Annotated in this window: 12 protein-coding genes; 10 read left to right on the top strand and 2 right to left on the bottom strand. The window is 69.2% G+C overall.

All coding sequences use genetic code 11. The features are described 5' to 3' along the window. The first annotated feature begins 6 nt into the window (after window positions 1–6). The gene (locus I6A60_RS43305) at window positions 7–1,194 is read left to right on the top strand and encodes a glycosyltransferase family 4 protein (protein ID WP_203024995.1); all 1,188 of its coding nucleotides are present in this window, start codon (window positions 7–9) and stop codon (window positions 1,192–1,194) included. 51 nt (window positions 1,195–1,245) lie between these two features. On the opposite strand, the gene I6A60_RS03475 is transcribed toward I6A60_RS43305, so the two are convergent. After that, window positions 1,246–2,934: a right-handed parallel beta-helix repeat-containing protein gene (locus tag I6A60_RS03475; protein WP_203024997.1), complete on the bottom strand. Its 1,689-nt coding sequence runs from the start codon at window positions 2,932–2,934 to the stop codon at window positions 1,246–1,248. A 76-nt stretch (window positions 2,935–3,010) separates the two neighbouring features. Then, entirely contained in the window at window positions 3,011–4,342 is a 1,332-nt protein-coding gene (locus tag I6A60_RS03470; RefSeq protein ID WP_203024999.1) for a GNAT family N-acetyltransferase, read from the bottom strand. Between the two features lie 902 nt (window positions 4,343–5,244). On the opposite strand from I6A60_RS03470, the gene rfbF reads away from it, so the two are divergent. The 9 genes from rfbF (at window position 5,245) to I6A60_RS03425 (ending at window position 14,035) form a co-directional block, all read left to right on the top strand. Next, window positions 5,245–6,024, top strand: coding sequence for a glucose-1-phosphate cytidylyltransferase (gene rfbF, locus I6A60_RS03465; RefSeq protein WP_203025001.1), 780 nt, complete (start codon window positions 5,245–5,247; stop codon window positions 6,022–6,024). A gap of 4 nt (window positions 6,025–6,028) precedes the next feature. Then, on the top strand, window positions 6,029–7,066 hold the full coding sequence (locus I6A60_RS03460; protein WP_203025003.1) for an NAD(P)-dependent oxidoreductase: 1,038 nt from the start codon (window positions 6,029–6,031) through the stop codon (window positions 7,064–7,066). Next, window positions 7,063–8,292, top strand: a complete 1,230-nt coding sequence (locus I6A60_RS03455) for a class I SAM-dependent methyltransferase (RefSeq protein ID WP_203025005.1) — start codon at window positions 7,063–7,065, stop codon at window positions 8,290–8,292. The genes I6A60_RS03460 and I6A60_RS03455 overlap by 4 nt, the downstream gene beginning before the upstream one ends. A 94-nt stretch (window positions 8,293–8,386) precedes the next feature. Next, window positions 8,387–9,571, top strand: a complete 1,185-nt coding sequence (locus I6A60_RS03450; RefSeq protein WP_203025007.1) for a class I SAM-dependent methyltransferase — start codon at window positions 8,387–8,389, stop codon at window positions 9,569–9,571. Between the two features lie 55 nt (window positions 9,572–9,626). Further along, the gene (locus I6A60_RS03445) at window positions 9,627–10,121 is read left to right on the top strand and encodes an NUDIX domain-containing protein (RefSeq protein ID WP_203025008.1); all 495 of its coding nucleotides are present in this window, start codon (window positions 9,627–9,629) and stop codon (window positions 10,119–10,121) included. Next, window positions 10,118–10,825 (top strand): YdcF family protein, encoded by a 708-nt coding sequence (locus I6A60_RS03440; RefSeq protein ID WP_203025009.1) that lies wholly within the window; start codon window positions 10,118–10,120, stop codon window positions 10,823–10,825. Before I6A60_RS03445 ends, I6A60_RS03440 begins: the two co-directional genes overlap by 4 nt. A gap of 122 nt (window positions 10,826–10,947) precedes the next feature. Continuing rightward, entirely contained in the window at window positions 10,948–11,292 is a 345-nt protein-coding gene (locus I6A60_RS03435; protein ID WP_203025010.1) for a hypothetical protein, read from the top strand. A 676-nt stretch (window positions 11,293–11,968) separates the two neighbouring features. Continuing rightward, a complete protein-coding gene (locus tag I6A60_RS03430; protein ID WP_203025011.1) occupies window positions 11,969–12,916 on the top strand; it encodes a hypothetical protein in 948 nt (315 codons plus the stop codon). A gap of 207 nt (window positions 12,917–13,123) precedes the next feature. Continuing rightward, the gene (locus tag I6A60_RS03425; RefSeq protein ID WP_203025012.1) at window positions 13,124–14,035 is read left to right on the top strand and encodes a phosphoribosylaminoimidazolesuccinocarboxamide synthase; all 912 of its coding nucleotides are present in this window, start codon (window positions 13,124–13,126) and stop codon (window positions 14,033–14,035) included. Window positions 14,036–14,268 lie beyond the last annotated feature (233 nt).

Here is a 14,268-nt window from a genome sequence, read left to right as displayed (position 1 = left end):
CCTGTCGTGCGCGTACTTGTGGTGCACAACGACTACGTCAGCGCCAACCCGTCCGGGGAGCGCCGGGTCGTGAACGACGACCTGGAGAACCTGCGGACGGCTGGCGTCGACGTTCGGGCCTACATCCGGTCCAGTGACGAAATCCAGGGGCTGACCGGCGCGGCCAAGGCCGAACTGCTGGTCCGCCCGGTGTACTCCCGTGAGGACACGGCGAAGGTCGCCCAGATCCTGCGCGACGACCGGATTGACGTGCTGCACCTGCACAACCCGTACCCACTGATCTCGCCGCAGGTCGTCCGGGTCGCGGACGCGGCCGGCGTGGCGGTCGTCCAGACCGTGCACAACTACCGGATGGCCTGCGTCAACGGCGCGTTCTTCCGGGACGGCGAGATCTGCACGAAGTGCGCGACGAAGCGGGTGCCGCTTCCGGCGATCCAGCACGCCTGCTACCGCGAGTCGCGGGCGCAGAGTGTGGTCATGGCGGCGGCGCTGACCGCCCACCGGCCCACCTGGCAGCTGGTCGACCGGTTCCTGCCGGTCACGTCGTTCATGGTGAAGCACCTGCGCGACGCCGGCATCCCGGCCGCGCAGATCACGCCCAAGCCGAACACGGTGCACGACCCGGGCCCGGCGACCGCGCCGGGCCGGGGCCTGCTGTTCGCGGGCCGCCTGGTCGAGGAGAAGGGCATCCAGCTGCTGCTGGCCGCCTGGGACCACTTCCACCGCCACGGCGGCGGCTGGCTGGACGAGCTGACCATCGTCGGCGAGGGGCCGCTGCGTACCGAGGTGGAACGAGCCGCGCGGGCGCTGCCCGGGGTGCGCTATCTCGGGCCGGTCCCGAGCGAGCAGGTCGGCGAGCTGATGCGCGCGTCGGCGGCCGTGGCCGTCCCGTCGCTGTGGTTCGAGGGCTTCCCGATGACGGTGCTGGAGGCGTACGCCCGCGGTCGCGCGGTCGTCGGCACCTCGGTCGGCTCGGTCGGCACCGTCGTTGACGGCGAGGTCGGCTGGCGCACCGCCGGCACCGAGCCGGAGGACCTCGCCGCCGCGCTCGCCGAGGTGGACGCCCTGACCGCCGCCCGCCGTGGCGCCGCGGCGAGGACCCGCTTCGAGACGTCGTTCAGCCCCGAGGTCGTCACCAAGCAGCTCGTCGCCATCTACGAGGACGTGCTGGCCCTGCGCCGAGCCCGGCCCTGAGACCGGGCCGGCCGGGGCCGGCTCCGAGGCCCGGCGTTGCCGGACGAGGCCTCAGCTCGCGGGTGGGACGGCGACCGCGGCGATGATGCCGTGGGTGTCGCGGCCGGCCGCCTGCCAGGCGGTGAACGAGCCCGCGCCGAGGCTGAACAGGTTCGAGCTCGGGGTGACCTGGCCCCAGGTGAGCACGCTGTTGTCGGTGAAGGCGATGTTGTCGCCGTCGGAGCCGAAGGCGAACGCCGCCGTCGGGATGCCGATCGAGATCACATTCCCGTTGATGGCGTAGTGCGCCGGGTGGATGCGGCCGCCGTAGTGGGACGCGATGCCGAAGCCGCCGTGCGTGCCGACCTGGATGAAGTTCTGGTCGACAGTGGCGTTGGCCGAGTCGGACAGGAAGATCGCCGAGTACTGGCCCCGGGTGTCGAACTGGCGGTTCATCGCCAGGTCGGTGTCGCCGTTGCGGCGGAACGTGTTCTTGGCGATCTCGATGCCGCCGTCGTTCGCCTCGTACCAGACGCCGGCGGCGAGGTTGTCCTCGAACAGGCTGCCCGTGACCTTGATGTTCTTGTTTCCGGTGTCGAACCAGGTACCGGCGCCGTATGAGTCGTGAATCCAGTCCCCGCTCAGGCTGACGTTGGCCCGGCCGGACAGCTTGACCCCGCCGGCCTCGTCCCAGTACGAGTAGCGCTCGACGTTCGACCAGCCGATCTCGGTGTTGTCGATCTGGATGTTGTTGCCGTTCGGCGCCGCATCGAGATGCGGGTCGCCGCCGATGCCGAGGTCGCCGTTGAGCAGTACCTGCATCGAGCCGGCGCGGCCCTGCTGGTCGGATGACTGGTCGCCGCTGCCCGAGTAGGACCCGGTGGTCGGCGCGATCGTCCCGGCGATGGTGTTGTCGATCTCGGTGTTGATGCCGCGACCGTGGTGGCCGAGCACCAGGCAGTCCTTGATCGTCCAGCCGGTCTTCATCTCGACCCCGGCCTCGTTGAAGCCGGTCGCGGTCTTCTCGACGGTGAGGTTCAGCAGCGTGACGTTGGTGGCGGTGCTGTTGGTGTCACCGACGCCGACCCGGCGGACGGCCAGCTCGAAGCGGTGCCCGGCCGGGTCGTCCGCGATGTACACCCGGTGTGTGTCGTAGTCGATCCAGAAGTCGCCCGAGCCGACCTGGCCACGCTGCGCCTTGTGCAGCAGCGGGACGTCGTCGCGGTGCAGCAGGTCGGTGTCCAGGGCGTCGATGTCCGGGGTGACGCCGTCCCACAGGGCGGCGACCTTCCCGCGCAGCGGCCAGGGGTCGGTGAAGTACCAGAGCTTGCCGTCGCGGTGCCAGGACGACGCGGTGACGGCGTTCGCGCCGTCGATCCGGGTGCCGTCCCGGCTCTCACCCTGCAGCGTCTGCCCACTCTTGGGGATGACGCTCTCGCGGTAGGTGCCGTTCTTGATGTAGATGGTCGCGCCCTCGGGCGCCGCGTCGACCGCCTTCTGGATGCTGGTGTACCGCTGGCCGGCGCCGACGACGTAAGGCGTGTCCGGTGCGGGGTACGTGGCCAGGTTCCCGGTCGGCGCGGCCGTCGGCACGCCCTGTTCGAGCGTCCCCGGCGCGGCCGGCGTCCCGTGACCGCCGCCGCAGGCGGCGAGCAGGACGGCGGCAGCCGTCAACGTGGCGGTGAGCACCGCGAGCGCTCTCGGCCGTCGGCGCGCCGGAAAACCCCAGGTCGTCGTGGTCGTGTCGGCGGGAGCCCCCATGGGCTCAATTCTTACGTAACGGAAGACCGATGAAGATTATCTTGCCCTGAACTTTGCTTGTTTTCTGTCTGTTGGGCTAGTCGCCACCGCGAATTGTGTGCAGGTGGAACTCGCGTCGGTAGCGCAGCGCCGCCGACAGCGGCCAGTAGGCCGCGAAGGCCAGCCGCGCCGCCGGCGTCGGCGGCACCACGAGGAACTGCGGGTAGTAGTCGACCTGCTCGCTCCAGCGCAGCTTCGCCTCGTCCGGGCCGGCGGACAGATGTAGCCGGTCGGCCCCCCGCGCGATCGCGTCGGTGGCGACGGTGTGGATGATCAGAGCCATCGGCGAGTAGTTCCACGCCTCGGCGGAGAGCCCGGAGACCGACAGGTAGCTGGCCCGCGTGTTGGTCAGCACCAGCTGGGTGGCGATCACCTCGCCGTCGAGCTCAAGCTGGTAGATCGCAGCCCGGCCGCGACCGGCGAGGTCCACCACCGCCTCGCGCAGGAACGGCTCCGCGAGGCCGGTGAGCGAGTTCATGTGTGATTCCTTGCCCGTCAGAGCCGACCGGGCGGTGTGCAGCTGGCGCAGCGTCTCGAAGGCCGCGGCGATCTCCTCCTTGCCGGTGACCGCGCGCACCGACCAGGGCTTGCCCGTCTTGGTCAGCCGGTTGCGGGCGCGCCGCACCGACTCCTTCACATTCCGCTTGAGTACCAGGGGCTCGGGAGCGGTCGGCAGCGGCAGGGTGACGACGGCGCGCGGCGCCTTCCCCATGATCGTCGGCGGGTGCTCCGCGGCCGACGTCGGCCGGAACCACTGGGCTTCGAGCCAGGGCACGTCGCGGTCGAGCGTGATCTCGATCCAGTGGGCGCGGGCGTCGACGGGTGCCCGGTCGATCAGGTAGCGCAGTGCCGTGCGGGTGACGCCGCGGGGGTCCTCGCCGGGGTGCGTGAGCGGGGAAGGAAGCTCGGTGATCCCGGACGTGATCAGGCAGCCGAACAGCTGGATCGAACGGAAGGCCAGTCCGTGGCGGCCGATGGTGGCCAGGTAGCAGGGCAGCACCCCGACGAGCCGGCCCTCGCGACGGACCGTGACCACCCAGAGGTCGTCGTCGACCGGAACATAGGTCCTGGCCCACGCCAGCAGCCAGCCCGGGTCGTTGAACGGGTTCTGGTGGCCGGCCTCGTACAGCCGCTCCCATTCGGGGCGAAGCGCGGCGATCTCGGCGTGGCTGGCAAGCCGGCCGACCTCGTAGCGCTCGTCGCCAGGCCGCTCGGCGACCTCAGCCGGAGCGCCCAGCCGCTGGCGCGCGGTGGTGACGAGGGCCCGTCCGACCGACCGCGCGCCGGCCAGCGACCGGGCCAGGCCGGCGGCGCCGTCGGCGAGGGGACGCGCGGTCGAGGCGCTGGTCGGCAGCGCCTGCGTCAGCATGACCGGAGGAAGGACGGCCGACACCGGCCGTCGAGGGAGAACGGACATCAGATCCCGCCATACCGAAGGTTTGAGGCAACGACGACTCGACGGTTGGAGACACCGCCTCTGATGGGTGCCACGGTGGGAACGGCCCTGCTCGTGGCGTTAAAGGTGATTTCGACCTTGTCGACACCGATGCCCCCCGGGAAACGGACGCGCGCAGGTCGCGTCCCGTCCGGACCTGCCGTTAGGGCAGTGTCGACGATCGGGTGGGGCGCCTCAACGTCGTCTACCACGCGTAGGCGAGGCCCCATGCCGGCAAATCTAGCATTTTGATCACTAACGAGCCTCGGGCGCGTGCGACCTGTCGTTTGCCGGACACTTCCAGCCACTCCAACGGTCAGAGATCCGTCACGTTCTGACACATCGGATCCCGACGCCGGACGCCCCAGCTAGCCCTGCCCGGCGGGCCGTGAGCGTGATCTGTGGGCCCCCTGTGGGCCCTGGGGTGCCCGATGTCCACTGGAATGCGTTGTGTAGCATCCCTCGAAGAAATGGCCTGGTAGGCGGCGCGAGGGGGGTTGGTCCGCGCATCGGATAAGTGGCTATGAGTAGCTGTGATCCGAGGAAATGGTCCCGCCTCGACCGTGCGGTGCGCAAGGATTACGGGCGCGGCCAGTAGATCCCTGGACGACACCTGCTGTTCACACTACGGCCGTCGCTCCCGCGGCTGCGCGGGGCCGCCGGCCCGGTCCGGGTGGCGACGCCGCTAGCCGGGCAACGACGCTGCTGCCAGGTAACCCGCTGGTCCCCGGCCGGCACGACGGTCGGCAGGCATCGCCACGCGGCGGTCGCGCGGACCGGCGTCGGACGCCCTCCGGCTGACCGCGGGCCCATCGCCAGGAGAACGAGAGGGAAGCATGAAAATTGGCATCCTCGCGGGTGGGCTCGGTACCCGGCTCGCGGAGGAGACCGCCATCAAGCCGAAGCCGATGGTGGAGATCGGTAACCAGCCGATCATGTGGCACATCATGAAGTACTACGCCCACTTCCACCTGACCGACTTCACGGTCGCGCTCGGCTACCGCGGCGAGTACATCAAGCGGTGGCTGGTCGACTACGCGTCCCTGGCGGCGAACGTCTCGGTCTCGCTGCGAGACGGCAAGGTGCAGTGGCACGAGCCGGAGACCGAGCGTGAGGACTGGAACGTCAGCCTCGTCGAGACCGGCCTGGAGACCAACACCGGTGGCCGGATCAAGCGGCTGCAGCCGTGGATCGGCACCGAGGGCACGTTCATGCTCACCTGGGGTGACGGTGTCGCGGACGTCGACCTCGACGCCCTGCTCGCGTACCACAAGTCACACGGGAAGCTCGCGACGCTCACCGCGGTGCGCCCGCCGGCCCGGTTCGGCCACATCGAGATGGACGGTGACCGGATCACCGAGTTCTCGGAGAAGCCGCAGACCGGCGAGGGCTGGATCAACGGCGCCTTCTTCGTGCTCGAGCCCGAGATCTTCGACTACATCGAGGGCGACTCGACCCAGTTCGAGAAGGAGCCGTTGGAGGAGCTGGCCAAGGACGGCCAGCTCATGGCGTACAAGCACAGCGGCTTCTGGCAGTGCATGGACACCATTCGTGATCGAAAGCTGCTGCAGACGCTCTGGGACTCCGGCAGCGCTCCATGGAAGGTCTGGGAGTAACGAGATGCGCATTCTCGTCACCGGTCATGACGGTTACATCGGCACGCGGCTGATTCCCCTGTTCCGCGCCGCCGGCCACGAGGTCGCCGGCCTGGACAGCGGCCTGTTCGCCGACTGCACGCTCGGGACCGAGCCGGAGGCCGTGCCCGCGGTCCGGGCCGACATCCGGGACGCGAAGCCGGAGCACTTCGAGGGCTTCGACGCGGTCGTCCACCTGGCGGCCCTGTCCAACGACCCGTTGGGCGACCTGAACCCCCAGACGACGTACGACATCAACGCGCACGGCACCGTCGCCGTCGGCCGGGCGGCGAAGCAGGCCGGCGTCGGCCGGTTCGTCTTCTCCTCGTCCTGCAGCCTCTACGGCGCGCACGGCGACGCCCCGATCGACGAGTCGGCCGAGTTCCTGCCGGTGACGCCGTACGGCGAGTCGAAGGTGATGGCCGAGCAGGGCCTCGCCGAGCTGGCCAGCGACGACTTCCACCCGGTGTTCCTGCGCAACGCGACGGCCTACGGCGTCTCGCCCCGGCTGCGCGGCGACCTGGTCGTCAACAACCTCACCGGGTACGCGCTGACCACCGGCGAAGTGCGGATGAAGAGCGACGGCACCCCGTGGCGGCCGCTCGTGCACATCGAGGACATCGCCCGCGCCATGCTCGCCGTCTGCGAGGCCCCGGTGGAGAAGATCCACCTCGAGGCCTACAACGTCGGTCGCACCGCCGAGAACTACCGCATCCGCGAGGTCGCCGAGATCGTCGAGGAGATCGTGCCGAACAGCAAGATCTCGTTCGCCGACTCCGCCGGCCCCGACCTGCGCAACTACCGGGTCAACTGTGACCGCTTCGCCGACACGTTCCCGTCGTTCCAGCCGGTCTGGACGGTCCGCAAGGGCGTCGAGGAGCTGTATTCGACGTTCGTCGCCGAGGCCCTCACCAAGGCCGACCTGGAGGGCGCCCGCTTCCAGCGGATCCGGCGCATCCAGGAGCTGATCGACGCGGGCACGATCGACACGTCGCTGCAGTTCACTCCGGCGGCCTCCGCATGAGTGATCTTGGCTGTCGGTCCTGTGGGGCCGCCGGGCTGAAGCCGTTCCTCGACCTCGGTGCGACACCGCTCGCGGACGCTCTCGTCACCGAGGAGAACCTCGCCGGGCCGGAGGGGCACTTCCCCCTGCCCGTCGCGTTCTGCCCTAGCTGCTCGCTGGTGCAGATCACCGAGGAAGTGCCGCCCGAGGCGCTCTTCGTCGACAACTACCTGTACTTCTCGTCGTTCTCGCCGTACCTGCTCCAGCACTCCCGGGACCACGCGCTCGGCCTGATCGCCAAGCGCGGGCTGGGTTCCGAGAGCCTGGTCGTCGAGATCGCGAGCAACGACGGCTACCTGCTGCGCAACTTCGTCGAGGCCGGCGTCCCGGTGCTCGGCGTCGACCCGGCGCCCGACCAGGCCGCCGCGGCCACCGAGGTCGGCGTGCCGACCTGGGCGGAGTTCTTCGGGACCGAGCTGGCCCGCCGGATCGTCGAGGAGAAGGGCCACGCGGACGTCATCATCGCGAACAACGTGATGGCGCACGTGCCCGAGCTCAACGACTTCGTCGCCGGCATGGCGCTGCTCGTCGCCGAGGACGGCCTGATCACCGTCGAGAACCCGTACGTGCGCGACCTGATCGAGCACCGCGAGTTCGACACGATCTACCACGAGCACTTCTGCTACTACTCGTGCACCGCGGTGGACGCGCTCGCCCGCCGCAACGGGCTGTTCCTCAACGACGTCGAGTACTTCGCCGACCTGCACGGCGGCACGCTGCGCTGGCACCTCGGTCCGAAGGAGAACGTCAGCGACACCGTCAGGCAGTACCTGGCGGACGAGCAGGCCAAGGGCATGACGACCTTCGACTACTACGCCGACTTCGGCGTCGCGGTCGAGGGAATCCGGACCGAGCTGCTCGGCCTGCTCGGCTCGCTGAAGGCGGACGGGAAGAAGATCGCCGCCTACGGTGCCGCGGCCAAGGGCAGCACGCTGGTCAACTACGTCGGGATCGGCACCGACCTCGTTGACTTCGTGGTCGACCGCAACGTCCACAAGCAGGGCCGCTACATGCCTGGCGTGCACCTGCCGATCAAGGACCCGGCGGCGCTGCTCGACGAGCAGCCGGACTACGTGCTGCTGCTCGCCTGGAACTTCGCCGACGAGATCTTGAAGCAACAGGACGAGTACCTGCGGCGGGGCGGCAAGTTCGTCCTCCCCGTCCCGAGCCCGAGGATCGTGCCATGAGTATCAGTTCACGGCTGAGGACACGGACCGGAGGTCTCGGCCGGAGCGCAGCGGAGGCCGGGGCCGTAGGTCCGTGCCCGGAAGGCGGGAACAAATGAGTATTGTCTCCTGCCCGGCGTGCGGCGGGGCGAACCTGACTCCGTTCTACGCCAAGGACCGGGTCGCGTCGCACAGCTGCCTGCTGATGGACTCCGAGGACGAGGCCCTCGCCTTCCCCAAGGGCGATCTGCGGATCTCGTTCTGCGACGACTGCGCTTTCGTCTTCAACACCGAGTACGACGGCCACCTGGCCGCCTACTCGGAGAAGTACGAGGAGACCCAGGCCTTCTCGCCGTTCTTCCGTGAGTTCGCCCGTGACCTGGCGAAGCGATGGGTCGACAAGTACGACCTGCACGGAAAGTCGGTCCTGGAGATCGGCTGTGGCAAGGGCGAGTTCCTGGTCAACATGATCGAGCAGGGCGCGGGCACCGGGATCGGCATCGACCCGGGCGTGCACCCCGAGCGGATCGCCCCCGAGCTTGAGGGCAAGCTCACCTGGATCGCCGACTACTACAGCCCGAGCTACAACTACCTGAAGGCCGACGCGGTCGTCTGCCGGCACACGCTCGAGCACATCTCGCCGGTCGGCGACTTCATGCGCAACATCCGCGAGGCCATCGGCGACCAGCCCGACACGATCGTGCTCTTCGAGCTTCCGGACGTGCTCCGGATCCTTGAGGACGCGGCGTACTGGGACGTCTACTACGAGCACTGCACGTACTTCTCGGCCGGCTCGCTGGCCCGGCTGTTCCGGGCGACGGGCTTCGAGGTGCTCGAGGTCACGCGGGAGTACGACGACCAGTACCTGGTGATCGAGGCCAAGCCGTCGACCGTGCCGGCCCCGGGCGAGCCGCTGGAGATCGAGGACGACATCGCCCGGCTCGCCGCGGCGCTGGCGCCCTTCGAGCAGAAGGTCACCTCGAGCCTGGACAACTGGGCGGACGAGATCCGCGCGGTCCGGGCCCGGGGCGGACGCGTCGCGATCTGGGGCTCCGGCTCCAAGGGCGTCTCGTTCTTCGCCGGTCTCGGCGAGGCGAGCAAGCTGGTCGACTACGCCGTGGATATCAACCCGTACAAGCACGGGAAGTACATGGCCGGCAGCGGGCACCTGATCGTCGGGCCCGAGCGGCTCGTCGAGGACAAGCCCGAGCTCGTGATCGTCATGAACCCGATCTATCTGACCGAGATCGGGGACGAGCTGAAGAAGCTCGGCGTCACCACCGAGCTGAAGGAAGTCTGACCTCCTGTAACGTGAGGGTCGAGTCGTCCATTCAGACGGAAAGGCCGCGATCCCGGTGGTGTGGAGGGAGTACTCCCAGCAACATCGGGACGCGGTGGCCTCCGGAGCGCCTGAGGCGAAGCTAGCGAACTCCCTGGTCGTCGGCGGCAGCGCGATCGTCGTCGACGACCAGGGACGGTTCCTGCTCGAACGCCGCCGTGACAACGGCAAGTGGGGAATCCCCGGCGGCGGGATGCAGATCGGCGAGTGGTTCGAGGACTGTGTAGTCCGCGAGATCCGTGAAGAGACCGGTCTCGACGTCGCGGTCGACCGGATCGTCGGCGTCTACTCGAACCCGAGCCACGTGATGGTCTATGCGGACGGCGAGCGCCGCCAGGAGTTCACCATCTGCTGCGCCTGCACGATCGTCGGCGGCGAGCTGCGGGCCAGCGAGGAGTCGCTCGATGTGGCGTTCGTCGCCCTCGACGCCCTCGACGACATCGAGATTCACGAGAGCGGCCGGCAGCGCATCACCGACTACCTGGCCGGTGGCCCGCCGGTGCTGCGGTGACGGAGCGGGCGACAGCCGCCGTCGGCTCGGAGCCGACCGAGCCGGTCGAGCCGACCGAGCCGGTCGAGCCCAGCGCACCTGACGGGCCGCCGAACCCCGCGGGGGAGGACGGCCCGGCGGAGTCGACGCCGCCGGCCGTGGTGGAGCGGCCCCGGGGTTTCGGCCGGATCCGCCGCCCGCTACGGCGCCGTTGGCTCGCGGTGGTCGGGCTCGTTCTCGTCCTGGTCGTCGGCCTCCTGGCCGCGACGCTGCGGCTGTTCGTCTTCCCGAAGTCGGACTCGCTGACGAAGGCCGACGCGATCGTCATGTTCGACGGGATCGGCGGCCGGAAGTACACGACCTTCTGGCTGGCCAGCCACGGCTACGCGCCGGTCGTCGCCGTCTCCACGCAGGACCTGACGTTCTGCGAGAAGTCGCTCCCGACGATCTCCGGCGTCCAGGTGTTCTGTTTCGTGCCGACCCCGGCGACCACCCGCGGCGAGGCCGAGGCGACCGAGAGGCTGGCCACCGAGCACGGCTGGAAAAAGGTGATCGTGGTCACCGGCCGGCCCCAGGAGACCCGGGCCCGGGTCCGGGTTGAGCGCTGCTACCAGGGGCAGCTGGAGATCAAGGGCGTCTCGCCCGGCCGGGACAACTGGGCGAAGACGATCGTGTACGAATGGGGTGCGCTGATCAAGGCGCTCGTCTTCCAGCGGTCCTGCTGACCACCGACCTGACCAGCGATCCGACGGGCGCGGAAGGCCCCACCCGCCCCGTGATCCCGCCGCAGGCCGGCGTGATCGGCGAATCGCGCCCGTGGCTCGACCGGTACCCCAGAATGGGGATCGTGGACGCCAACGACGAGACGATCGCCGAGCTGCGCCATCTGGTCGCCGTCATCGATGACACGATCGCCCAGCTGGAGCGGGTCCGTCGGCGGGCCGACGAGATCGAGCACCGCCGGGTCGGCGGCGACCTCTACCGGGACATCGTCGAGGCCGAGGAACGGCCGCTGATCGTCGAGAGCCTCAGCGACGTCCTGGACCGGCTGTCGTCGGCGGCCGGGCGCTTCCGCCGGGCGGAGGCCACCGCGCTGGCCGCCGAGGGCTGGACCCACGAGCGCATCGGGCAGTTCTTCGGGGTGACCCGGCAGCGGATTGGCATCCTTCTCAGCCGCGAACGAGTTCGTTAGCGGCAAGCGTTTTCTCGGCGTTACCGGCTCCCGAACCCTCTCGTAGCGAGAGCCTTTCGAGTGACGCCGGACGCATTGTCCAGGCCTTGACCAAGGTCGACCGCAACATCAACGACGCGGATTCCACACGGCCCTTCAGTGCCGGTTAGCTGATCGTCAATCCTGCTTTCCCCGGCCGGCCGGGGCCGGAAGATCCGCTGGTCACAGGTCCGTTGCGCCGGGTCGCACGATGCGCTCATGCCGAACGACCCGCCCGATCGAGGCAGTCGGCTCTATGACACACTTGTAGACAAACCGTCAAGGCAATACCTATTGCGCCACCGCCCGCCCTGGGGCATCCTTGGTCAGAGCACGCATGGGAGCATCGTCGCGACCTGCCTGACAGGCCATGATCTGTGGCCGGGCGGCGGGCCGGTCAGGTCTCACCGCGCCGACGCGGTGAGCGCCTGGACGGGCGTGTAGAAGGGCCCGATGCGCTCCAACATTCTTGAATGCATTCTCACCGTCACTCGTGGCGATGGTGCCGAGGGACGTCCCTGACTCTGGCTGTTCCACGCCGCCGTGCTTCCTCACCGTTCATCGGCGACGCGAACTTGATCGAAAACCTTGTCGGCTGTGCCGTCCCGGTGGCGGCCGACCGCCCGACTACCAAGGACCGCGACTACCAAGGACAACGATGACGACCGTCTTCACCGATTCGAAGATGCCCGACGAGCGCCGGCGGCAGCGGCTGTACGGCGGCGACCTGTTCGTGACGTCCCCGTCTCCGGCTGTTCAGGCGCTGGTCGACTTCGCCCGCGAGCTCATCGAGGACGCGTTCGCGCCGTACGACCCGGTGGTGGCCCAGCACGAGCTGCCCGTCGAGAAGTTCGTGGAGATCTTCGGCCCGCTGAAGCCGAAGTTCATCCACCACCCGAAGACCAAGGGCCTGATCGCCGACGTGGTCCGCGGGCTCGGCTCGGACCTGGACGAGACCTACATCGACGTTCCCCGGCTGCGTGGGGCGACCTCGGACAGTTACCTGACGGCCGGGGTCGGCTACGCGTTCCCGCTGCACCGGGACGTCTGGTGGTCCGCGCCGCTGGCGCAGATCAACTGGTGGCTGCCGATCTACGACTTCGAGTCCGAGTCGTCGATGGCGTTCCACCCGCACTACTGGACTTCCGGGATCAGCAACGGGTCCGAGGAGTTCAACTACTACGTCTACAACGCGACCGGCCGGGCCCAGGCCGCGCAGCACGTCGCCAAGGACACCCGCAAGCAGCCCGGCCCGCGCGAGCCAGTCGAGGTCGACCCGCAGATCCGGGTCGTGTGCCCGGTCGGCAGCGTCATCGGCTTCTCGGCCGCGCAGATGCACTCGACCGTGCCGAACACCTCCGGCCGGACCCGGTTCAGCATCGACTTCCGCACGGTGAACGTCGCCGACCTGCGGGCCGGCCGCTCGGCGCCGAACGTCGACACCCAGTGCGAGGGCACCAGCCTGCGCGACTTCCGGCGCGGCAGTGACCACGCGGCGATGCCCGCGGAGGTCGTCGCCCAGTACGACAGCGGCGAGATCCCCGAAGGCGCCGTTCTGGTCTTCGACCCGAACGCAGCCAAGGCCCCCGCCGACTCGATGGCCTGACCCTCGGCCGCGGGTGATCGCGGTTTTGGCCCTCTGGTGGTTGTGGTCGGACCGAGATCGCAGCCACCCCAGGGCCGAACCGCCGATCAAGGGCGATCTCCGCGTTCCGCGGAGCGGACGATCTCCGCGTGGTGGGCCCAGGTCGGCCACGCGGCGTTGGTCTCTGTGACGTGCTCAGGGGGCGCGCGAGCCGGTACGGTCGGGACCATGCCGCTCACCCATGTGGAGTTCGCCGGACTCACCCACCTTGGCTCGGGCAAGGTCCGCGAGCTGTTCGCGGTCGGCGACGACGCCGTGCTCCTGGTCGCCAGCGACCGGATCTCGGCGTTCGACGTGATCCTTCCGACCGAAATCCCCGACAAGGGCGCGGTGCTCACCGGCCTGTCGCTGTGGTGGTTCGACCAGCTCGCCGATCTCGTGCCGTCCCATGTCATCAGCTCGAACGTCGACGAGTACCCCGACGAGCTCCAGCCGTATACCGAGCAGCTGCGTGGCCGCTCGATGCTGTGCCACCGCCTCGACATGGCTCTCGTCGAGTGCGTCGCCCGCGGCTACCTGACCGGAAGCGGCCTCAAGGACTACGTGCGTACCGGCGCCGTCAGCGGTCACACGCTGCCGGAGGGCCTGGTCGACGGCTCGAAGCTGCCGCACCCGATCTACACCCCGTCGACGAAGGCTCCGATCGGCGAGCACGACGAGAACATCAGCCGCGCCGACGCCGCGACCCGGATCGGCGACGACCTCGCCGCCGAGCTGGAGAAGCTCACCCTTCAGATCTTCGGCCGGGCCAGCGACCTGGCGGCCGAGCGCGGCATCCTGCTCGCCGACACGAAGTTCGAGTTCGGCCACGACCCGGCCGGCCTGCTGCGGCTCGGCGACGAGGTCCTCACCCCTGACTCGTCCCGCTTCTGGCCGGCGGACTCCTGGGCGCCTGGCGGTGCGCAGCCCTCGTACGACAAGCAGTTCATCCGCGACTACCTGGTCAACACGGGCTGGGACAAGGTCTCCCCGGCGCCCGAGCTGCCGGACGACATCGTCACCTCGACCCGGGACCGCTACGTCGAGGCCTACGAACGCCTCACCGGCATCTCCTTCGCCGACTACCTGGCCACCTCTTAGGCTGCGGACCAGCGACGAAGCAGACGATCACCGCGTTCCGCGGAGCGCGGTGATCGTCCAACGGCCAGTCCACCAGCGAGGCGCAACCAAGCTGCCAGCCCTGGATAAGCGCCCGCCTCGCATTTTCCGGCTACCCCGTCCCACGTTGGCGAGGGCGCTCAGCGCCCAAGCCGGTTGAGCACCCCGCCGGGGGGATCCGCCCCCCGGGGGGGCGCACCCCAGGCCCCGCCCGG

The sequence above is a fragment of the Frankia sp. AgB1.9 genome (assembly GCF_016786355.1).
Classification (GTDB): domain Bacteria; phylum Actinomycetota; class Actinomycetes; order Frankiales; family Frankiaceae; genus Pseudofrankia.
The sequence above is the reverse complement of the archived record's forward strand: the minus strand, read 5'-3'. Positions and strand labels throughout refer to the sequence as shown.